Below are 22,689 nucleotides of genomic sequence, written 5' to 3'. Positions count from 1 at the left end.
TAAACGGCAAAATAAATGGATAGAAATAGAAGACGGTAAAGGCAGAGGAAGCCCCCTTATTTTGCCACCTTCTATGTAGTAAAATATTTTGCTATGGGCTGCATAAAGCGTGTCAATTGTCGCGGTTGCGGACGGTTATGATAGTCGATGCGGACAGACGAGTAGGCTACATATAACCGTTTCTTGGCACGCGACATGGCTACGTAGAATTTACGAGCGTCTTCCGCCACCATTATAGGGTTGTCTTTGTTGAAATAGTTGGGATACCTACCCTCGACAGCATCAAATATAACAACGTTATCGAACTCAAGTCCCTTGGCTTTATGTACCGTTGTAACGAAGATACGGTCGTCTATAGCGCTGCTGCCGCATAAGTCTGCCTCTTTCAGCGTGTTGAGTTGCATGCTATAGGCACTCAACTGCTCGGCCAAAGAGGGTGCAGCCGATACATCTATCATGTCGGCACAAAGATAACTCACAATGCGGTTAAGGTTGTCGACCGGTTCCATCAGCCGTTCCGAAAGCATATACCGATAGAAACCGACAAGCACCCCGACCATGGCAGGCTGCCCCTCTGTGGGGCGCAGATAGAGAGTGCGGCGTGCCTGCAGGTACTGTTGGACATACCTTTTACGCAGTACTTCGGCCCGTTCCTGCACCCGTTTTTGCACGATAAACTGCCGCTGACTGCCGATTATATCTGCAGCCTTACGATAACAATGGGCCACAACGTTACACGTAGCATGCACGTCTGCATCGGCCAAATGGGAGTTTTCACCCTCAAGGTGCAACACAGAAAGCAGATATTTCAGCTTATATTCGCGTAAATCGGGTTCGAGTAAGCGGATCAACTTCAGCGAATCGAAGTATTTGGGGCACCGTTCGGCAAGGCTGACCTGCGGCAGATAGCGCCTTAGATTATAGTCGAGGATATGATAGTCGTAATCTGCATTGTGCCCAAGAAGCGTTCTATCGCCCACATAGTTCATGAACAGTTGCAACGCCTCGGCATGCCCGAGCAGACGGTTGTGCTTCATCTCCTCGATAATCGGGTTGTCTATGTCGCCTAATTTGCGAGGTATCTCTCGCTCTGTGGCGATAAACACCTTAAATTCGGAACCTCTAACCACCTCGCCACGGCATATCGTCACGGCCGCAATCTGCAGAATGTCGTCTTCGAACACGCTCAAACCGGTGGTTTCGGTATCGAATATCACAATCTCTCGGTTCTCGTATTCTTCGTAGAAATCCTGCACATAAGTACTATTCTCGTAGAGCAGGAAATCTGTAGGCAACATGGCGCGGTCTAAGAGCGCACGCATGAAGTTGCGCGATGCGGCATTCGACTCGAACACGTGCAACCCTTTCAGCATGCGGGCCCACGCAATAAAATTGTTTTCGTTGGCAAGTATGTTGAGATGGGCGAAGAGCTGTTTCACTTCGGACGAAGAAAAAAGATCGGCGCCCGATACCTTAAAATGCGGCATACGTTGCTTACGCAACACTTCGCTCATAGCATCGGCATCGCTGTTCGAATTAACTATGATGGCTGTAGTTTCGGTATCGTCGTTCAAGAAGAGGCGACCGACAATGTCGGCCACCTCGTGCAATTCCGTTTCCACAACGTTGCAATCTACCAATCGCAACTCGTCACCCAGTCTGCACGGGGCATACGTAGTCACTGGCAGCAGCGCCTTGTCGATACGGAGCACTTGCTCGGCATAATCGTTGAATACTTCCAATAAATATGCGGGCGACCGATGGTTCACGTTAAGGTGGTGTATATTGCCGTTGCAACGCTCTTTCAGCACCCCAAGCGTATCGGTTTTAGCGCCCATAAACGAGAAAATGGCCTGCTGTTCGTCGCCCAGATAAACAGTAGTTACGCCCTCTGTCGCCGTCAGGGCATCGACAATGGCCAACTGCAACGGGTTCAAATCCTGCACCTCGTCTACCTGTATCCACGAATAACGCTTATACTGTGCTGCCAAATCGGCCCGTAAAGCATCGTAAGACAGCATGAGTAAGTCTTCGAAATCGAGTAGTTTATTGCTTTGTTTGTAGCTTTTGTAGTGACAGGCCAACGACATTTTGCGCAAAAGCACGCCGATGATCTGCTGCGTACCGAAGTCGTAAGCATCCGATTTGGCTGTCTCGAAGTAGACATCCGTATGCTCGAAGATATCTGTCATGGCCTTCGCATCGAACGGCATACGTTGTACAGCGCAAATACGGCGCATGGCCGTTACGTCGTTTTGTGTAATACATTCGGGATGCATGCGCAGACTGCGAGGATGATTGCAGGCAATCTGGTGCATGAAACCCGCCAGTTGTATGACTTCGGCATACTGGCGGCGGCGCGTGAAATTGGCACTTACGGCATATTCATCTTCATCCAAATAGCGCGCGAGTATGCTGATAGCATCGTCATCGTCTATCACCGAACTCTCTGCAGGTATGATGCCGTTATCATAAAGAAACTTTGAACAGAAACGATGTACATTGCCTACGTACACTTCTTCTACGCTTCGGTCGCCGAGATGGGTGCGAATGCGCTCTTTCATTCCGCGTGCCGCCCTGTTTGTAAACGTCAGGCAAAGCATATCGGCATAATCTGTTCCGGCGTCGTGGGCCGTGCGTATGCGTTCTGTAAGTATCTGCGTCTTGCCGCATCCGGGCGGTGCAAGCACCAAATGATAGCCGCCTTGCGCCCGTATTACTTCTAACTGACAGGCATCGGGCGTCCAAGTTCTATCGTTATTTGTAATCATGGTCACGATTTTATCTTCGCAAAAATAAAGGAATATCGTGAGAACAGCAAATTTAACGCATATCTTTAACGGTAAAAAAAGAAAAAGGTAAAAGGATAAACCTAAAGGTAAAAAGGTAGAAAAGCAAAACGGTAAAAAGAGCAGGGCGCAAAAATATTTGACACAGCCCGATGAACAAAAATCCTTAGAATATCCGTTTAAGGCGTTTAGATTATCTATTTAAATCTCTTGGATATGCCATTTGTCGGCTTTAAACCATAGGTTTACCCCGCACATCCCTCAGTTCTGTTCTTTTTACCTCTTTACCCTTCTACCCCTTTGCCTTTATTTTTCTTCTCTACTTTTTTACCTTTTTAAATCACAGATCGAACTTATAACCCAAGGTAACCATGAATACGCGGTTTTTAGAACTGCCACCTTTCGAAACTTTAGTAAGTCCCAAATTGTAACGGGCATCCAAAACAACGTTCATAAACTCATAGGATGCGCCTAACGGGATGGATATGTCCACCTTATGAAAGGCGTCTGTATTCTTTATAATAAATTCATTCATTGTACTCATTTGGGAAGGCTCTGAAAGTACAATAGTACCATGTTCTTCATTAAGGAATGCTTTAACTTGCTTTCCCGACCATTTTACCTTGGTAAGAAAGCCCACCTGAACCCCTGCATTCAAGGATAAACCTTTAACGACATAACCATGCAGCATAAACGGAACATTAATATAATCAAGTTTGGCAGGGGATAATTCGGTCGCAGTCAGCGATTTATCGGCCGCAGAATATTCATATAGTCCTTTGAACCGGCATCCCTGTTGTGAATAGAATGCTCCGGCAGAAACGGCAAACATATCGGATAGCTGATACATCAGATCTACACCGCCAGCAAAGCGTACTCGGCTATCGGAATTATTTCTATTCCAAATGGAATTATCAGCTATCGATGTAGACAGCAATTTACCCGACATATCGGTTACATTAATACCCAAACGAGGAATAATAGAGAACGTTCCGGCCTTACTTTGAGCCGCTCCGTTCATCGAAGACAGGCACAGTAATGTAGCAAAAAGTGTTTTTTTCATACGATTTAAATTATATTAAATAAATACTCTTCTTTAGTTCGTGTCATTAATAAAAGCCATTCATGGCTTCTCGAACAACTTACCATATTCGCAACAGCATAGCTATCGAGGTTACATTCTTATCGAGATACTTTCATAGATACTGTAAAAATCGGGTGTAAAGGTACATATAATTCACTCCGGCCGATACACATAGCACTTCACAATATATCTTTTTTAATTAATTTAAACAATATTAAATAAACGTATAATAGCGGTAGAAAGGTGAAAGGGTAAAGAGGTAAAAAGAACAGAACTGAGGGATGTGCGGGGTAAACCTATGGTTTAAAGCCGATAAATGGCATATCCAAGAGATTTAAATAGATAATCTAAACGCCTTAAACGGATATTCTAAGGATTTTTGTTCATCGGACTGTGTCAAATATTTTTGCGCCCTGTTCTTTTTACCGTTTTGCTTTTCTACCTTTTTACCTTTAGGTTTACAATAAAACAGATATGCTTTCGTTATAAAAAAATATCGGAATATGCCTTATAAAATGAATTTATGAAAACTCGAAAACGGCTTATCGATTACTATATTTTACTCCTTTAACAACCATAGGAACATGAAACCGATACGAAATATTGTCCTTACATGCTTACTGGCAGCATCTGTCGGTACATTCGGCAGCGGCATATCGGCGCACAATGCAAGCGGCACGCCGGCAACGAAGGTAAAAAACGAACTCGCCCGATTGGCAAAATACAACTATTCGCCGATACTCGGACAGCATCAATATCGGTATATCGGTTATATCGGACGAGACTTCCAACGGCTGTACATGTACTTCGAACACGTGGAAAAAGACACGGCCGACGCCACTCTTTACCACGTAAAAGGGGCTTCGAGGGTGCGCCAAAACGTGTGTAACTTTACGGGTACAATTCGTTTGAAGCACATTGAAGAGAATAACGATGACCGTTACGGACGGGTGAACAGATACCGTATGACAGGAATATACGACCTGCGGGAGGACGACAAGCAGAAAGGAGCCGGCCGATTTTATGGAAATATGACCACCGATTTTTATCTGTATGACAATTCGGTGCACTTCGATGACTTGTTCATTACAGTATCTGACGGCTATTGCAACAATATGTTCGAGGGGAAATGGACGTCTTTTAAGACGAAAGTCAGTAAGAATGCCAATTGGGGATTATTCAGAATACCCGACAGCAATGCCCTTGATATCGGGGAAGGCGAGTTCTATATCAATCCTAAATATAGGCACAACGGCTGGGAAAACTACTGTGCAACGATGGGAGATGTCGATACGGCGGCGATATCCGTGGACGATGCGCTCGATGAAGAGCGCCGCGAATGGTGGCGAGGCAAAGACGAAGTACGGCAAAGTTGTAAACGTTATATGCTCAACGACTCTACCTACGGCATAAAGGTGTATCGTAACGGAGTGCTTGTACAGACAATCGTCTGCCCTATCGATACGGTATCGCCCACTGAACAAGACCTTGGAGAGGGGTGGTTCGAGGATGTTACTTTCGACGGACATAACGACTTGCTCATTTCTAAAAACGGAACGGGAGCGACACCTGCTTACTACGAATGCTACACATGGGATGAACGAAAACGCAAGTATGTGCGCATTCCGTCGTATAGCGAAATACCTAATCCCTCTTCTTATGAAATAAAGCGCAGCATCTACGGCTGGAAACAACTGACAGAACACAAGCAGGTGCAGCAAAAGTATATATTCCGAAACGGCGAGTTCGTATTGCATTCGGCACTCTATGTAGACCATTCGGGCGAAAAAGGTACGCACTACAGGGAAATAAGAATGGAAAAAGGCAAGGAAGTTACGGTAAAAAATACTGATAACTATGAGGATATCTCCCCCGAATGGGATATTCTACCTTTCTAATATCGGCGGTATGGTTTCTCCTAAACATAGGAACAGGAGGGATATAAAACAAATAAGGGATGGCCGATCGCCATCCCTTATATATATAAATAGGTGCAATTACTTGAGATTACAGCCCGACGACCACGGCTTGAGCTGCTTGAAGAAGTCGTTGCCCTTATCGTCTACGAGGATAAAAGCAGGGAAGTCTTCTACTTCTATCTTCCAAATAGCTTCCATACCCAGTTCGGGATATTCCACACACTCTATGCTCTTGATGGAATTCATAGACAGAACAGCAGCAGGACCTCCTATGCTTCCCAGATAAAAACCGCCGTGCTTCTTGCACGCTTCGGTAACTACATCGGTACGGTTTCCCTTAGCCAACATAATCAGGCTGCCGCCATGATCCTGAAATTCGTCTACATAAGGATCCATACGGTTAGCGGTCGTCGGGCCCATACTGCCGCAGGGCATGCCTTCGGGTGTCTTTGCAGGACCGGCATAAAGTATGGGATGGTCTTTAAAGTATTGCGGCAAATCCTCTCCGGCATCGAGTCGAGCCTTCAACTTTGCATGGGCTATGTCGCGTGCAACGATAATAGTGCCGTTCAAACTAACGCGGGTAGAGACAGGATATTGTGAAAGTTGCTTGCATACCTCCTTGATCGGACGGTTTAAGTCTATCTTCACAACGTTGCCTTCTCCTGCATTTCGCAGCTCTTCAGGTATGAGTTCATAGGGCTTATCGTCCATCTTCTCTATCCAGATGCCATCTTTATTGATCTTAGCCTTTATGTTCCGGTCGGCAGAACAGCTCACCCCGAGTCCGATGGGGCACGATGCACCGTGGCGAGGCAGACGGATTACGCGCACGTCGTGGGCCATGTACTTGCCACCAAACTGTGCTCCGAGACCGATCTTGTATGCCTCTTGGAGCAACAGGTTCTCGAGCTCGACATCGCGGAACGCACGACCGGTCTCATCGCCCGTGGTAGGCAGATTATCATAATAGTGCGTAGAAGCCAGCTTCACGGTGAGCATGGTTTTCTCGGCCGATGTGCCTCCGATGACGAAAGCGATGTGGTAAGGCGGGCAGGCGGCCGTTCCGAGGCTCTTCATCTTCTCTACAAGAAAGGGAACAAGCGTACCCGGGTTCTGAATAATGGCCTTTGTCATCTGATAGAGATAGCTCTTGTTGGCCGAACCTCCGCCCTTTGTTACGCACAGAAAGCGATATTCCATGCCTTCTGTGGCCTCCAAATCGATCTGTGCAGGCAGGTTACAACACGTATTCACCTCGTCGTACATCGTCAGCGGGGCATTCTGCGAGTATCGCAGATTATCTTGCGTATAGGTGTTATACACTCCTTTCGACAATGCTTCCTCATCATTGAAGCCCGTCCATACCTGTTGACCTTTCTCACCGTGTATGATCGCCGTTCCCGTATCCTGACATAACGGGAGCTTGCCCTTGCATGCAACTTCGGCATTACGCAGGAATGTGAGTGCCACATACTTGTCGTTCTCCGACGCTTCGGGATCTTTAAGAATCTTAGCCACCTGCTCATTATGCGTTCTGCGCAGCAAGAAACTGACGTCATGGAACGCTTGTTGCGATAAAAGAGTAAGTGCTTCGGGAGTTACTTTTAGAATCTTGTTGCCTTCAAACTCGCCTACGCTTACGCCGTCTTTGGTAAGCAAGTAGTATTCAGTATCGTCCTTTCCGGTCTGGAACATAGGAGCGTACTTAAAATCTGGTATTTTTGCCATAATGTTATTGTTTTTATTCCTCCCCTATCCGTGGGGAGGAGAGATTAATATCCGAATATCTGTTCCGTGCTGACGCGCTTGATAGGGGCGATTTTCTCAAGTCCTTTAACGTCTAAATTCTTCTCATCGCCGAGAATGATATATCGGTAAGGCTTGTCGGCCATGGTCTTCTTTTCGAATTCGATGATATCTTTCAGGGTTATTTTGGGCAATACGTTGTAGATACGTTCGTTGATATCGTAATCTATACCCATACGTTTCGCCCGAAGATAGCTGTTGATAACGCCGAAACGTGTCGTTCTACCGCTGGCAAGTTGCTTGGTTAATCCTTGTTTAGCCAACTGGAAAGCGCTCTCGCTTTGCGGTATAGTGTCGAGAATTTCATTAAACACCTTGATACAATCTATCATCTTATCGTTTTGAGAGATAATGAAAGTGGTGGCATATTCGGGATGATGCTTGCGTGGAGTGCACTGATAGTAAGCCGAAGCGGAATAGGCAAGTCCACGACTCTCGCGAAGTTCTTGGAACACAACGGTATTCATGCCGCCGCCGAAATACTCATTGAAGAGCGTAGCCACCGGAACTTCCTCTGCATTCCACGGTTTGTTCTCGTTATGATACATTGTCATATAGATGTTCTTTGCATCGTATGGAGCCAGCAAGACTTCATTCCGCGGTGTCGTCTGCTCCATATAGGGCTTGTTTACAGGCACTGCAGCGAGCTTGTTCGCCGTCTTGTGCTGCTTTGCAAGCATCTGAAGGAGCTGCTGTTCGGTAGAAGGACCATAATATAATACGGTATGCTGGTAGTTCGTAAGGCCTTTCATTAGGTCTACCATCGTCTGCGGATCGGTCTTCTTCAACTGTTCTATGCTCAACGTATTGAGATTAGAGTTGTACTGTCCGTACATTCCATAATTGCGAAGCGCACTGAAATTGGCGTTTTGGTTCTTCTTATTGTCTTCACGGGCCTTGGCAACAATATCCACATAACTATCCCACGCCTTGCGATCAACCTTAGCATTCTTCAGCAAGTCTTCCATTAAAGTAACGGCTTTCGGCATGTTTTCATTCAATCCAGACAACACAATATACAAATTATCGCCGTTTACGCTGATGTTATAATTGCATGCTATCTTGTAAAACTCCTGCTTCAGTTTCTCTACAGTCATATTCTTAGTACCGAGATAGTTTATGTATTCCGCCGCAAAGTTATAGCGATTGTCGGCCTGAGAGCCGAAATCGAAGTAATAGGCAAGCGTGAAAAGACCGTCGTCCGTATTCTTTTTATAGATTACCGGCAGGTTGTTTTTCGCTTTGATGAAAGAAAGATCGCGCTTATAATCGAGGAATTGCGGCTGAATGGGTGTCACATGGCTGTTCTTGATATCGCGGAGATACTGGCTGCTCTTATCTCTATTCGTGGGAATGGCCGTAATCTGCGGCTTGTCTATCTTCTTGATAGTCTTGTCTTCTCCCTGTCGTTTGTACACACAAACGTAGTTGTTGTTCAGATATTTGTTGGCAAAAGCCACGATCTGTTGCTTGGTTATCTTCGACATGCGGTCGAGACGTGTTACCACATCCTCCCATTTTTCGTTGTTGATGAATGCATTCATCATTTTAGAAGTACGTGCCCGATTGTTCTGCAACGACTGGAAATAAGAGAGTTTGAAGTTGTTTACCACCGACGGAAGCAAATCGTCGGAGAAATTTCCGTGCTTCAGATTATCGATTTCTGCAAGCATCAACTGCCGCACATCGTCCAAAGATTGTCCTTGTTTGGGTTGTCCTTCAAGAATAAACATACCGTAATCCGTCATTCCGTCATAGAAAGCGCCCGTCCACAGCACCTTCATAGGCTGGTTAAGGTTCAGGTCGAAGAGTCCTGCCTTGCCGTTGGAAAGCATATCGGCAATCACACTAAGCGTATCGGCCTGCATGTCTGCCGCACCTTTAAACTTCCATCCGAGCATGACATTCTCGGCTTCAATGCCCATGACCGTGGTGTCTACCGGAGCCGTAAGGTCGGGTTGTGGGGCGTATTCGGGCCTGCTGAGCGTGCTGCTTGGCTTCCAATCGCCGAAATACTTATCGATTGTCGCCACTACCTCGTCGGGATTGAAGTCACCCGCCATACAAATGGCAATGTTGTTCGGCACATAATAGCGGTTAAAATAGTTCTTAATGTTAACGATGGAGGGATTTTTAAGATGCTCCTGCGTACCGATTGTGGTCTGCGTACCATACGGATGTGTGGGGAAAAGCTTCTTGCTCATCGCAACCCATTCCTTTTCTCCATCGTTTGCAAGGCCTATATTGTACTCTTCATACACCGCTTCAAGCTCGGTATGAAAGCCTCTGATGACCATATTCCTAAAGCGTTCGGCCTGTATTTTAGCCCAATTGTCCACCTCGTTCGACGGTATATCCTCTACATAGCATGTAACATCCGTACTTGTAAAGGCATTCGTGCCCTCGGAACCAATAGATGTCATGAGCTTATCATACTCGTTCGGGATGTTATAACGGGCTGCCAATTGCGAGATACTGTCTATTTCGTGATAGGCTTTCCGGCGTTGTACCGAGTCTGTGAGCAGGCGGTATTTCTCATACCTGCGGGTTATTTCATCCAAATACGGTGTTTCTTTGGCCAAATCGGATGTGCCGAAATGCGTTGTTCCCTTGAACATAAGGTGCTCGAGATAGTGAGCCAGTCCGGTTGTCTCGGCCGGATCGTTGCGACTTCCGGTGCGCACAGCGATGAAAGTCTGTATACGCGGTTTCTCTTTATTTACCGAGAGATAAACCTTCAAGCCGTTGTCGAGAGTGTAAATGCGCGTGTGCATCAGATCTCCCTTCACCGTCTTGTACTCATAAGTCTTTGCCTGAACGCCGCTAAAGAGCGAAACAAGCAAACATGTTGCCAATACTTTCAGTTTCATAATCATATCAATTAGTTTTCAAAATCTATCTCATGTTCAAGACTATCAATAAAGTTACTGAGCACATCTTCCTCAACATCTCCCATTGCATACTCCTTTTCGGCATCCTTGGTAATCTCCGCAATCCACGCGCGACGGGCCGTTATGTAATCCAGACGTATCCTACCAGCATCTTCCGGAGTAATTTCATCAAGTCCATAGTAATCGAGTATCAGCCTGTAAGTCCACGCCCATTGGTATTCCCTGTAATGCCTGTCGATCTCTACAAAACGCCCTATCACATCTTGTACCGACTCCAATTCGCCGTTCTTAATATCGTTGACAACCCTCTGTTCCTCACTTTCGGGCAACAGCAGGCCACTCAAATCGTTCCACTCGCCTACCCCGACATCGTTAGACGGCGGCATCAGCGACGGATCAAGCCGCAAACGACGCTTTAAAACGGCCCCCATATAGATACGAAGCGCTATGTCATAATACTTTATACCTTTTTTTAGCGAGTTTGCACTAATCACGTATTCGTGATAGATGTACGAAGAAACGTTCTCGCCCGATGCATTACGCAGGTCTTCCAGTATCTTTTTGCCGTGTAGAATCTCTCCCACGGAGAACGGACTCAACCAATCAAAGTTCACAATGCTCTTTTGCGAGCCCTGCGGACGCACATCCCGTTTAGGCCATTTGCGTATGTCGCGATACAAACCTACGGTAGTTATGTTGCGTCCGGGCGACAGATACATGGTGTCACCACGCGCTATAAGATAAGAAAAAGGTAGGTTTCGCGTATCCGGATGGTGCATCAATTTGCCGAAACATACCGAGAACGTGCCGATATGAGCAGGCATCAACAGGTAAGCACCACTCGCTGTTTTGGTGCCACGTTCAAGGAATCCGTAGTGCATGGGGCCCATCTTGTAGGCATGATTGCTGAAGTTGGTGGCCGAACCCGCGTTGTAGAACGAGAACATACCGCCGATGAGCAGCGAACTCTTGTGATGACTGGCGGTGAAAGGCCCGCAGAACGCCGCACACGCCTCGCCGTTAGACATGAAACTGTTGGCAAAGAATACGCTCGCAGATGCCGTAAATCCGTTGGCAAGTTGGCATGCCTCGCCCACGAAGCAATCTTGTATCTTCACGCTGTTGATGATAGACGAGCCGTCTGAAATGATGGTATTCTCGCAGATTACCCCCGTACCGATATAGACACTTGCATTGGGCGAACTAAGAATAGTGCAGTCGCTAATGCGCGAGGCACCACTGATTTCGCACTCATTGTACACCACCGTATTGGTTATTTCCTTGGTATTCACGATCTTCACATTATCTCCAATCGTGCCGCATTCCGGTGTATTGAACTCAATCTCCTCGTTTATCAACCGTCGGATGGCATCCTTCAATTCTTTGTCATGGCAATGATTTACCATAAACGCAGCAAATTGGCTGTTTAGATCCTTAAACAGCACCACATTACCATCGCCCACCTCGTTCAATACCGATATCATATTACCTTCGCCATAGGTAGCTCCCTCAGTCGTCTCGATGGTGCACACGTTCGAGATATAGCAGTCGTTACCCACACGATAGTTGTTCATATAGTTTCCGATATTCTCTATCAGGCAATTGTCGCCGATGGTAACGTTGCGAAGTGTGGCATTATTGATGCCCGAATGCTTCATGAAGCCCTTACTCACCTCAATGCTTTTATCGAAAACACCAAGATATACGCTGCCATAAAACAACACATGGTGCAGAAACCTCGGCTCGAAACCGTCGGCAACATGTACGTTGTTCCACGCTTCAGCCCAACAATTGCGGTTCTCGAGGACCAGTATTTCCTCTTCGGTCAGTGCTCTATATTCCATAATAGGGACGGGGGATTAGTAATGATTAGTTATTCCACAGGATACAGAAAATCGTTGTAGGGATATTTCTGCACGTGCAATTCGCGCACCTTTTTATAAAGTATCTCGCGGAACTCGTCTATGTTGAGCCGCTCGCGGGCCGAAATAAACAGGCAATTCTCATTGAGCCGTGCCATCCAAGTACGCTTCAATTCGTCCAAGGTTACGTTTTCTTTGGTCATAGGCGTAAGGTCGTCTTCCTCTTTCTCCACCCATTTATAGTTGTCTATCTTATTGAAAACGATCATAGACGGCTTTTCGGCGCAGCCAAGTTCCTTCAGTGTGTTCTCTACCACCGTAATCTGTTCTTCGAAGTCGGGGTGTGAAATGTCGACGACATGTAGGAGTAAGTCGGCTTCACGTACCTCATCGAGCGTCGATTTGAACGAATCGACCAAGTCGGTCGGCAGTTTACGGATAAAGCCCACGGTGTCTGCCAGCAGAAAAGGCAGGTTATCCACCACCACTTTGCGCACTGTAGTATCGAGCGTTGCAAAGAGTTTGTTCTCTGCAAACACCTCGCTCTTGGCCAAAAGGTTCATGATTGTAGACTTACCCACATTGGTGTAGCCCACCAGAGCTACGCGGATCATGCGTCCGCGGTTCTTTCTTTGGGTGGTTTTCTGCTTGTCTATTTCTTCAAGGCGGCGCTTCAGCAGACTCATCCGTTGCAGAATAATCCGCCTGTCCATTTCGAGTTGCGTCTCTCCCGGGCCCCTCAAGCCCACCGATCCCTTGCCTCCACCCGATCCGGAGCCGCCGCCTTGGCGTTCGAGGTGCGTCCACAAACGCTGCAATCGCGGCAACATATAGCGATATTGCGCCAGCTCTACCTGCGTTTTAGCATTGGCTGTCTGGGCACGCATGGCAAAGATATCGAGAATAAGCGACGTTCGGTCGAGTATCTTCACGCCGAGTTCCTTCTCTATTACGCGTATCTGTTTGGCCGAGAGCTCATCATCGAAGATCACCATCCCCACAGGTCGTTCGGCTTCTTCTTCGTCCTTTATATATTGCTTTATCTCTTCGAGCTTGCCGGTTCCCACATACGTTACCGAATTAGGGCCTCCCACCTTCTGTGTGAAGCGCCTTACAGTAACGGCACCTGCCGTGTCTGCCAGAAATTCAAGTTCGTCGAGATACTCCTTGGTCTTAGCTTCGTCTTGCTCTTTGGTAATAAGTCCCACCAATACAGCGGTTTCCGCCTTCACCTCGGATATAACAAATTCTTTCATCCTTCAACGTTCCATATATATAATGTTGCAAAGTTACGAAAATTATTCTGTTATATCATCATGCCTATCCGATTTTTTTGACAGGCGCGAACGGGCAGAAATGACGTGCTACAAACACTGTAGGCGACAGCTATCACAAGCATCTACGGTTAACAGGCAGACAACACGAAAAAGACAGACGGAACAAACGTAACAGAAAGACCATATATCTGTCCATGATAGGCCTGCCATGTAACACCGACAAACATGCCGTCCGACAGGCATAGAGAGCCACTCTGCCAACCTTAGACAGGCCCTCTGTATCACCCGATTGTAAAGAACAGATTTACAAGGTGGTGCACCTGTTAGGAAAATAGAACTTTCAAAACGAGAAAGAAAAATAGATTTAACATAGTGAAAAAATATTTTTTTTCGTATCTTTGCAAGGAAACTTAAAACATATTACTATCAATGAAGAGAAAAATATTAATGCTAATCCTAACGGGCATGCAATGTCTATTTGTGGCAGCTGCCGACTTTACCGCTGACTATCAGGTAATTCCTCTACCGCAAGAGGTATCGCTTACGGCCAAAGCACCCTTTGTTTTAAACGCTTCTACGGCCATCGTATATCCGGAAGGCAATGCCGATATGCAACGCAATGCCGACTTTCTTGCCGGATATATCAAAGACAACACGGGGCTGAACTTGCAAGTTACCTCCGCAAAAGGCAAGAGCGGAATAAAACTCGCCTTAGATAAAAAGGCGGCACAAGCCGAGGGTTACACCATCAGGGTAACGGCCAAAGAGGTACTCATATCGGGCAGTACGCCGCAAGGTGTGTTCTATGGCATACAAACATTGCGCAAATCGCTGCCCGTGGGCAATGGTATTGCACAAGTAGAGCTTCCTGCTGTCGTCATCAAAGACGCTCCGCGCTTCGGCTATAGGGGCATGCACTTGGATTGCGGGCGCCACTTTTTCCCGATATCTTTCGTTAAGAAGTACATTGATCTGCTTGCTATGCACAATATGAATACTTTTCATTGGCATCTGACAGAAGATCAAGGATGGCGAATTGAGATAAAGAAGTATCCAAGACTTACCGACTTCGGCTCGAAACGTACCGAAACAGTGATGGGACGCAACTCGGATGTGTACGACGGCATGCCTTACGGCGGCTATTATACGCAAGACGAAGCACGCGAAATCGTGAAATATGCGGCCGACAGATATATCACCGTGATACCCGAAATAGACATGCCGGGCCACATGCAGGCCGCTCTTGCATGCTATCCGGAGCTGGGTTGCACGGGCGGACCGTATGAAGTGCGCCGCATATGGGGCATTTCAGACGAGGTACTCTGCCTTGGTAACGAGCAGACTTACGCCTTCTGTCAGAACGTACTGGACGAGCTGATGCAGATATTCCCTTCGAAAATCGTCCACATAGGCGGCGACGAAGCCCCGCACCGCCGTTGGGAACAGTGCCCGAAGTGTAAGGCTAAGATGGCTGAATTGGGAATTGACGTAAAAAAACTGCAGGGATATTTCACTAATCGCATAGAGAAATTTGTTAATTCTAAAGGACGTAGGATACTCGGATGGGACGAAATACTCGACGGGGACATTAATCAAAGTGCGATGGTAATGAGCTGGAGAGGGCTCGAACCGGGCATCAAGGCGGCTCATAAGGGGCACGACGTAATCATGAGTCCCGTAGATTACGCTTATTTCGATTACTATCAGGTAAAAGACACATGGAAAGAACCTCTGTCGATCGGCGGTTTTCTGCCCGTAGAAAAGGTATATAGCTACGATCCGCTGCCCAATGATGTGGCTCCGGAGGTGCAGAAACATATCTTGGGTGTGCAGGCCAACCTATGGACAGAGTATATCGGCAACGAGAATTTCGCCGAATATATGGTGCTTCCGCGCATGTCTGCACTGGCAGAAGTACAGTGGAGCAACGCTAAAAAAGACTTCGAAGCGTTCAAGAACCGCCTTACACGTTTCACGGAGATGTACGATCTGTATCATCTTACCTATGCCAAACACCTTTGGCCGGAACGTCATGAGCGCGAAAATGCAGCAGATTAAGAATAAAGAATACAATTATATAAACTTCAAAATCATGAGATTAATCATAGAACCCGACTATGCAGCGCTGTCGCACTGGGCAGCCGAGCACGTCGTACGTCGCATCAACGAATTCAAACCCACAGCTGAACGCAAGTTTGTTCTGGGACTTCCCACCGGTTCTTCGCCCGAAGGAATGTACTCAGAGCTGGTTAAAGCCTACAAAGAGGGGCGCGTTTCGTTTAAAAATGTGGTAACCTTCAACATGGATGAATACGTGGCATTGCCCGTAGAGCATCCCGAAAGCTATCATTCCTTTATGGCCCGTAATCTTTTCGACCACATCGATTGCCCGAAAGAGAACGTGCATATCCTCAACGGAAACGCTCCCGACCTTGCCGAAGAGTGCAAACACTACGAACAGATGATACGTGAAGCGGGCGGCATAGACCTGTTTATCGGCGGTATAGGGCCCGACGGGCACATCGCTTTCAACGAACCGTGCTCGTCGCTTGCATCGCGTACGCGCGTTAAAACGCTGACTACCGATACTATCATTGCCAACAGCCGCTTCTTCGGTAACGATATAAATAAGGTACCCAAGCATGCCTTGACTGTTGGAGTGGGCACCGTGATGGATGCACGCGAGGTAATGATCCTCGTAAACGGACACCATAAAGCCCGTGCATTGCGAGCTGCCGTAGAAGGAGGTATCACCCAAATGTGGACGATCAGTGCTCTACAGCTGCATGAGCATGGCATTATCGTTTGCGATGAGCCTGCCACGGATGAACTGAAGGTGGGAACATACCGCTACTTCAAGGACATCGAAAAAGATAATCTGTAAAGATAGTACGAGAATGGGTTGGCTTCTGTTAACTCATTCTTAGTTTTTTTAATGGTGAGTTCGCAGCTCTTTAGTTGTTATACTCATAAAAATAGTATGGAAAATAAATCTGATATTCGGCGCGTTAATCCCGTATTGTGGGTTCCTACATTGTATTTTGCCATGGGAATGCCATTCGTTGTGCTCAACATGGTTAGCACCTTGATGTACAAGGGTATGGGGGTATCCGACGCGCAAATTACCTTTTGGGCTTCTCTTATTATGCTGCCGTGGACATTGAAACCGCTTTGGAGTCCGTTCCTCGAGATGTATAAGACCAAGAAATTCTTTGTTGTGCTCACCCAGATGCTATCAGGAATAATGTTCGCCCTGATAGCTTTCGCCCTGAATCTGCCCTCTTTCTTTGCCATCACCATTGCTATGTTTGCGGTAATAGCCCTGAGCGGGGCCACTCACGATATTGCAGCAGACGGCACTTACATGGCTGTATTGTCGAATGAAGAGCAGGCGAAGTGGATCGGATGGCAGGGAGCGTTCTACAATGTTGCCAAAATTGCAGCGACAGGCGGACTGGTTTACCTTGCCGGAGTATTCATAGATGAGTTCGGTGTTACCAAGGCGTGGATGTTCATCATGCTGATTATCGCCGTTATCATGTGCATAATCAGCTGTTATCATTTCTTTGTATTGCCGTCCGACGGCCATGCGTCGGAGCAAAAGAAGACGTTCAGCGAGACTATGCATGATCTCATCGGTGTTTTTGCAGAGTTTTTTAAAAAGAAACACATTTGGTATTACATCGCTTTTATTATACTCTACCGCTTTGCAGAAGGCTTTGCGATCAAGATAGTTCCCCTTTTTCTGAAAGCATCTCGTGCAGATCAGGGGCTTGGAATGTCTGAACAAGAGATTGGTTTGTGCTATGGAACGTTCGGAGCTGCGGCATTTGTGCTCGGTTCCATACTCGGAGGCAACTACATTGCACGCCGTGGACTGCAGAAAAGTCTATTCTCTTTGGCGCTTATATTCAACATTCCTTTCGTTGCATATACCCTCTTAGCGGTTTATCAGCCCGAAAGTCTTTGGCTGATCGGTACAGGTATCGTCCTCGAATACTTCGGCTATGGCTTCGGTTTCGTAGGTCTTACGCTGTTTATGATGCAGCAAATCGCTCCCGGCAAGCATAAAATGTCGCATTACGCATTTGCTTCAGGCATTATGAACCTCGGAGTTATGCTCCCCGGAATGATGAGCGGAGAGATTAGCACGGCACTCGGATACCGGAATTTCTTTATCTTTGTGCTCGTATGTGCCATACCTGCATTGCTTATAACGTGGTTTGTGCCATTTACATATTCTGATCAAAACAATTAACTTTAAACAATATGAGCAAATTACTAATACAAGGCAAGCCGTTGCCCGGCATGCCGTGGGAAGAAAGACCTACAGACAGCAAGGCTGTTATGTGGCGCTATTCCGAAAATCCTATTATTCCTCGCGATCTGTTGCCTACATCCAACAGCATTTTCAACAGTGCTGTCGTGCCTTATGGCGACGGTTACGCAGGCGTATTCCGCTGTGACGATACCAACAGACGAATGGTCTTGCACGTCGGTTTCAGTAAAGATGGACTGAAATGGAATATCAATGAAGAGCCTTTACGCTTCGAATGCGACGACAAGGAAATAGGTACATGGGTGTATGGATATGATCCTCGCGTCTGTTTTATAGAAGACCGTTACTATATAACATGGTGTAACGGTTACTTCGGGCCTACGATCGGCGTCGCTTGGACTAAGGACTTCAAGACCTTCCACCAACTTGAAAACGCTTTCCTTCCCTACAATCGCAACGGTGTAATGTTCCCCAAAAAGATCAATGGGCGCTTCGCAATGCTGAGCCGTCCAAGCGATACCGGACATACACCATTCGGTGACATCTTTTACAGCGAATCTCCAGACTTGGTATATTGGGGACATCATCGCCATGTAATGTCTCCTGCCGCCTTTGAACAGAGTGCTTGGCAGTGCATGAAGATAGGTGCAGGCCCAATACCCATAGAAACTTCCGAAGGTTGGTTGCTGTTCTACCACGGCGTGTTGCGCTCCTGTAACGGATATGTATACAGTTTCGGTTCGGCACTCCTTGATTTGGAACGGCCTTGGAAGACCATCTATCGCTCCGGCCCATACCTTATATCGCCGCAAAAACTCTATGAATGCATGGGAGATGTACCGAACGTGTGTTTCCCATGTGCCGAATTACACGATCCGGAGACCGGAAGAGTTGCCGTATATTACGGATGTGCCGATACTGTAACGGGTATCGCGTTCGGCTATATACCCGAAATTATCGAGTTCACCAAAAAGAATAGCATTATCTAAATTTCAACATATCATTTTTAAATATAAGAAAGGAACTAATAAAATGAAACTGAATCTAACATCAGAGATTGTATTGAACAAGGTTCCTGTAGAGATCTATAGCCCCAAAACAGCCGTTGATCGCTCGGAAATCACACGTTGTGAGAAAATTCCTACCGATATTTTCCCTAAGATTGAAGACGGTGCAAAAAGCATCGCCGATGCTATCGAGAACGAAATCAAGACCAAACAACACGAAGGTAAGTTCTGTGTACTCGGCTTAGGCACCGGTCTTTCGCTCTCTCCAGTATACGAAGAGCTGATTCATCGCCACAAAGTAAAGAAGTTAAGTTTCCATAATGTGGTGGTATTCAATGCTTATGAGTACTTTCAACTGTCCAAAGACACCCGCAATAGCGCCATCAACCAGCTACGCGAGCGCTTTCTAAACCACATAGATATCAATCCGCAGAACATATTCACACCGGATGGCAGCGTTGCACAGGATAAAGTGCAGGAGCATTGCCGCCTTTACGAGCAACGTATCGAGAGTTTCGGTGGAATAGACATTATGCTCCTCGGTATCGGACGTATCGGGAATATCGCTACGAACGAGCCCGGATCGGGATTAACTTCTACTTCAAGGATTATTCTTCTTGACCAAGTGTCGCGACAGGAGATGACTATGAGCTTCGGAACCAGTGAACCTGTGCCTCCTTGTTCGATAACTATGGGCATTTCCACCATTCTCCGTTCACGCAAGATATACCTTGTAGCATGGGGAGAAGAAAAGGCCGAAATCATTCAGAAGACCATCGAAGGCAAGATAACCGATGCCATTCCGGCCTCATTCCTGCAAACTCACAACGATGCCCATGTAATCATCGACCTGTCTGCAGCAAGTCAACTCACCCGAATTGTTCATCCTTGGCTCGTTAAATCGTGCGAATGGACCGACAAGCTGGTACGCTCAGCTTTGGTATGGCTCTGCCAGATTACCGGCAAACCTATCTTGAAGCTCACCAACAAGGACTATAATGAGAACGGATTGAGTGAACTTTTGGCCCTTTACGGTTCGGCCTATAACGCCAATATCAAGATTTTTAACGACCTACAGCATACCATTACCGGTTGGCCGGGGGGCAAACCGAACGCCGATGATACCTATAGACCGGAGAGAGCCACGCCATATCCCAAGCGTGTCATCGTATTCTCGCCCCATCCCGACGACGATGTAATCTCGATGGGCGGCACGCTCCGCCGCCTCGTACAGCAAGGTCACGAAGTACACGTAGCCTACGAAACCAGCGGAAACATAGCTGTCGGCGATGAAGAAGTAACGCGCTTCATGCACTTTATCAACGGTTTCAACCAGCTTTTCGATAACGATAAAGACGAAACCATACGCAAGAAGTACAAAGAGATCAAGCAATTTCTCATGAAAAAGAAAGAAGACGACCTCGATACACGCGACATCCTGACTATTAAAGGCCTCATCCGACGCGGCGAAGCACGCACGGCTTGCACCTTTAACAATATCCCCTTAGATCGCGTGCACTTCCTTGATCTGCCCTTCTACGAGTCGGGTACCATCGAAAAACTGCCCATGACGGAGAAAGATGTCAACATTGTAAGGGCGTTACTTCGAAAAGTAAAGCCCCATCAGATATATGTTGCCGGCGATCTCGCCGATCCCCACGGCACACACCGCAAGTGTACGGATGCGGTACTTGCCGCGATCGATCTCGAAAAAGAGGCTGGTGAGGCATGGTTGAAAGACTGTAGAATTTGGATGTACCGCGGGGCTTGGGCCGAATGGGAGATCGAAAATATCGAAATGTGCGTACCGATGAGTCCGGAAGAACTGCGTGCTAAGCGCAACAGTATCCTCAAACATCAGTCACAAATGGAGAGTGCTCCCTTCCTCGGAAGCGACGAACGTCTGTTCTGGCAACGTGCCGAAGACCGCAATCATGCAACGGCTGCGCTTTACGACCGCTTAGGATTGGCCTGCTACGAGGCTATGGAAGCATTCAAAGAATATAAGCCTCTCTAACATATGAATACGGAACAACTGCGCAAGGTGGTGTCTCACTTCTCGATAAAGGGAAGTGCAGACACCATTTCCGCACTTGGTAACGGACTTATCAACGATACCTTCAAAATTAAAACGAAGGAAACAGGTAGTCCGGACTATGTGCTTCAGCGCATCAACAATAAGGTGTTCTGCGACGTAGACCTGCTTCAACACAACATAGAGGCAGTGACAAACCACATCAGACACAAGTTGGAAGAGCGCAAAGAGACCGATATAGAACGCAAAGTGCTGCGTTTTATCCCTGCTGAAAACGGCAAAACGTATTGGAAAGACGAGGCCGATAACTATTGGAGAATAGCCGTCTTCATCCCCGATGCGGTTACCTATGAGGCCGTAACCCCGGAGTATTCTTACCATGCAGGCAAGTCTTTCGCCAATTTCGAGGCACTGCTTGTCGACATACCCGACACAATCGGCGAGACCATACCCGACTTCCACAACATGGAGTTGCGTAACCTGCAGTTCCAAGATGCCATCGATACCGATGCCGCAGGGCGCGTGAAAGAGGTACAAAGCATGATAGACGAGCTGCAGAAACATGCCTACGAAATGTGCAAGGCCGAGCGAATGTACCGCGAAGGCATACTGCCCAAGCGCATTTGTCATTGCGACACGAAGGTCAACAATATGATGTTCGACAAGGAAGGTCGTGTGCTTTGCGTAATCGATTTGGACACCGTGATGCCCTCTTTCGTGTTTTCAGACTACGGAGACTTCCTGCGTACGGGCGCCAACACGGCTGCCGAAGACGAACAGGACTTGCAGAAAGTATCGTTCGACATGCAGATTTTCACCGCTTTCACGCGTGGCTATGTCGAAGGTTCGCACAGTTTTCTTACGTCGGTCGAACGCGATAACCTGCCTTATGCGGCGGCCTTATTCCCGTATATGCAGTGCGTGCGCTTCCTGACCGACTACCTGAACGGCGATGTGTACTATAAAATCAAGTATAAGGAGCACAACCTCGTGCGGGCGAAGAACCAACTTTGCCTCTTCAACGATGTACTGCGCCACACCGAGGAGATGCACTCAATCATCCGAAAACTATAAAGAATAATGAAAAAACTTTGTGTAAAACGCCTGCAGGAGCACCCTGCATCGGCGGCAGATATCCCTGCTTTGTTCGATAAAGCAGGCATCGAGCGCCATGCCATCGACCAAGTGAACTGGGCGGAAGCCTATCCTTACGCACCCGAAGCAAACTTCCGCATAGCTCATACGGGCGACACGATCCTCATAGAATACAGTGTTAAGGAAAACAGTGTGCGTGCCGTGGCACCTCATGATAACGGTCATGTATGGGAAGACGCATGTTGCGAGTTCTTTTCTCGGCCGGCCGGCGACGATATCTATTACAACATCGAGTGCAACTGTGCGGGAACGTTGCTCATAGGCTGCGGCCCTACGCGCGAAGGACGGACTTTGGCACCCGCCGAAGTGCTTTCGCAGGTAGATCGCTGGGCTTCTTTAGGACGCACGCCTTTCGAGGAAAAAACGGGCAGACATGCTTGGCAACTGGCATTGATAGTACCCCTTTCGGCCTTCTTCCGCCATCGGCTGTCCACGTTTAGCGGACATAGCATGCGCGGAAACTTCTACAAATGCGGCGACAAGCTGCAAACACCGCACTTCCTTTCATGGAATGCCATCAACATACCCAAGCCCGATTTCCACCGCCCCGACTTCTTCGGCGAACTGGACTTCGAATAAAAC

At 47.3% G+C, this 22,689-nt stretch carries 14 protein-coding genes; 8 read left to right on the top strand and 6 right to left on the bottom strand.

Annotation, left to right across the window (positions count from 1 at the left end):
- Positions 1-71: 71 nt before the first annotated feature.
- Together HMPREF0663_RS02440 and HMPREF0663_RS02435 are read right to left on the bottom strand one after the other, a co-directional pair.
- A complete protein-coding gene (locus tag HMPREF0663_RS02440) occupies positions 72-2,771 on the bottom strand; it encodes a 3'-5' exonuclease (RefSeq protein WP_004368534.1) in 2,700 nt (899 codons plus the stop codon).
- A gap of 358 nt (positions 2,772-3,129) precedes the next feature.
- Positions 3,130-3,852, bottom strand: a complete 723-nt coding sequence (locus tag HMPREF0663_RS02435; protein WP_016665541.1) for a porin family protein — start codon at positions 3,850-3,852, stop codon at positions 3,130-3,132.
- A gap of 605 nt (positions 3,853-4,457) precedes the next feature.
- Here HMPREF0663_RS02435 and HMPREF0663_RS02430 point away from each other — a divergent pair.
- Positions 4,458-5,771 (top strand): XAC2610-related protein, encoded by a 1,314-nt coding sequence (locus tag HMPREF0663_RS02430; RefSeq protein ID WP_004368531.1) that lies wholly within the window; start codon positions 4,458-4,460, stop codon positions 5,769-5,771.
- 99 nt (positions 5,772-5,870) lie between these two features.
- Here HMPREF0663_RS02430 and HMPREF0663_RS02425 read toward each other — a convergent pair whose 3' ends face one another.
- From HMPREF0663_RS02425 to hflX, 4 genes are read right to left on the bottom strand one after another with little or no spacing between them, the layout of a single operon-like run.
- Positions 5,871-7,523, bottom strand: a complete 1,653-nt coding sequence (locus HMPREF0663_RS02425) for a fumarate hydratase (RefSeq protein ID WP_004368530.1) — start codon at positions 7,521-7,523, stop codon at positions 5,871-5,873.
- 44 nt (positions 7,524-7,567) lie between these two features.
- Complete coding sequence (locus tag HMPREF0663_RS02420; protein ID WP_016665540.1) at positions 7,568-10,471, bottom strand: M16 family metallopeptidase; 2,904 nt, start codon at positions 10,469-10,471, stop codon at positions 7,568-7,570.
- Positions 10,472-10,482: 11 nt separating this feature from the next.
- A complete protein-coding gene (locus tag HMPREF0663_RS02415; RefSeq protein ID WP_004368528.1) occupies positions 10,483-12,336 on the bottom strand; it encodes a DUF4954 family protein in 1,854 nt (617 codons plus the stop codon).
- A gap of 29 nt (positions 12,337-12,365) precedes the next feature.
- The gene (gene hflX / locus HMPREF0663_RS02410; protein ID WP_004368527.1) at positions 12,366-13,610 is read right to left on the bottom strand and encodes a GTPase HflX; all 1,245 of its coding nucleotides are present in this window, start codon (positions 13,608-13,610) and stop codon (positions 12,366-12,368) included.
- 450 nt (positions 13,611-14,060) lie between these two features.
- Between hflX and HMPREF0663_RS02405 the strand changes: the two genes are divergently transcribed.
- The 7 genes from HMPREF0663_RS02405 to HMPREF0663_RS02375 all read left to right on the top strand — a co-directional run bounded on the left by HMPREF0663_RS02405 (position 14,061) and on the right by HMPREF0663_RS02375 (position 22,686).
- Positions 14,061-15,689 (top strand): beta-N-acetylhexosaminidase, encoded by a 1,629-nt coding sequence (locus tag HMPREF0663_RS02405; RefSeq protein ID WP_004368526.1) that lies wholly within the window; start codon positions 14,061-14,063, stop codon positions 15,687-15,689.
- A gap of 34 nt (positions 15,690-15,723) precedes the next feature.
- A complete protein-coding gene (gene nagB, locus HMPREF0663_RS02400) occupies positions 15,724-16,515 on the top strand; it encodes a glucosamine-6-phosphate deaminase (RefSeq protein WP_016665539.1) in 792 nt (263 codons plus the stop codon).
- Between the two features lie 96 nt (positions 16,516-16,611).
- Entirely contained in the window at positions 16,612-17,889 is a 1,278-nt protein-coding gene (locus HMPREF0663_RS02395) for an MFS transporter (RefSeq protein WP_004368522.1), read from the top strand.
- Positions 17,890-17,900: 11 nt separating this feature from the next.
- Positions 17,901-18,899, top strand: coding sequence for a glycoside hydrolase family 130 protein (locus HMPREF0663_RS02390; RefSeq protein WP_004368520.1), 999 nt, complete (start codon positions 17,901-17,903; stop codon positions 18,897-18,899).
- Between the two features lie 43 nt (positions 18,900-18,942).
- A complete protein-coding gene (locus HMPREF0663_RS02385; protein WP_004368518.1) occupies positions 18,943-20,934 on the top strand; it encodes a glucosamine-6-phosphate deaminase in 1,992 nt (663 codons plus the stop codon).
- A gap of 3 nt (positions 20,935-20,937) precedes the next feature.
- Positions 20,938-22,026 carry a phosphotransferase enzyme family protein gene (locus HMPREF0663_RS02380; RefSeq protein ID WP_004368517.1) on the top strand — a complete coding sequence of 363 codons (1,089 nt, stop codon included), beginning with the start codon at positions 20,938-20,940 and terminating at the stop codon, positions 22,024-22,026.
- A gap of 6 nt (positions 22,027-22,032) precedes the next feature.
- Positions 22,033-22,686 (top strand): carbohydrate-binding family 9-like protein, encoded by a 654-nt coding sequence (locus HMPREF0663_RS02375; RefSeq protein WP_004368515.1) that lies wholly within the window; start codon positions 22,033-22,035, stop codon positions 22,684-22,686.
- The last annotated feature ends 3 nt before the right edge of the window (positions 22,687-22,689 follow it).

This window comes from Hoylesella oralis ATCC 33269 (genome assembly GCF_000185145.2).
Lineage (GTDB): Bacteria > Bacteroidota > Bacteroidia > Bacteroidales > Bacteroidaceae > Prevotella > Prevotella phocaeensis.
This window is presented reverse-complemented; position numbering and strand designations above follow the sequence as displayed.

Bases quoted from the DNA above. Each gene is read 5' to 3' on its own strand.
- HMPREF0663_RS02440 (WP_004368534.1), bottom strand. From the start codon at position 2,771: ATGATTACAAATAACGATAGAACTTGGACGCCCGATGCCTGTCAGTTA.
- HMPREF0663_RS02435 (WP_016665541.1), bottom strand. From the start codon at position 3,852: ATGAAAAAAACACTTTTTGCTACATTACTGTGCCTGTCTTCGATGAAC.
- HMPREF0663_RS02430 (WP_004368531.1), top strand. From the start codon at position 4,458: ATGAAACCGATACGAAATATTGTCCTTACATGCTTACTGGCAGCATCT.
- HMPREF0663_RS02425 (WP_004368530.1), bottom strand. From the start codon at position 7,523: ATGGCAAAAATACCAGATTTTAAGTACGCTCCTATGTTCCAGACCGGA.
- HMPREF0663_RS02420 (WP_016665540.1), bottom strand. From the start codon at position 10,471: ATGAAACTGAAAGTATTGGCAACATGTTTGCTTGTTTCGCTCTTTAGC.
- HMPREF0663_RS02415 (WP_004368528.1), bottom strand. From the start codon at position 12,336: ATGGAATATAGAGCACTGACCGAAGAGGAAATACTGGTCCTCGAGAAC.
- hflX (WP_004368527.1), bottom strand. From the start codon at position 13,610: ATGAAAGAATTTGTTATATCCGAGGTGAAGGCGGAAACCGCTGTATTG.
- HMPREF0663_RS02405 (WP_004368526.1), top strand. From the start codon at position 14,061: ATGAAGAGAAAAATATTAATGCTAATCCTAACGGGCATGCAATGTCTA.
- nagB (WP_016665539.1), top strand. From the start codon at position 15,724: ATGAGATTAATCATAGAACCCGACTATGCAGCGCTGTCGCACTGGGCA.
- HMPREF0663_RS02395 (WP_004368522.1), top strand. From the start codon at position 16,612: ATGGAAAATAAATCTGATATTCGGCGCGTTAATCCCGTATTGTGGGTT.
- HMPREF0663_RS02390 (WP_004368520.1), top strand. From the start codon at position 17,901: ATGAGCAAATTACTAATACAAGGCAAGCCGTTGCCCGGCATGCCGTGG.
- HMPREF0663_RS02385 (WP_004368518.1), top strand. From the start codon at position 18,943: ATGAAACTGAATCTAACATCAGAGATTGTATTGAACAAGGTTCCTGTA.
- HMPREF0663_RS02380 (WP_004368517.1), top strand. From the start codon at position 20,938: ATGAATACGGAACAACTGCGCAAGGTGGTGTCTCACTTCTCGATAAAG.
- HMPREF0663_RS02375 (WP_004368515.1), top strand. From the start codon at position 22,033: ATGAAAAAACTTTGTGTAAAACGCCTGCAGGAGCACCCTGCATCGGCG.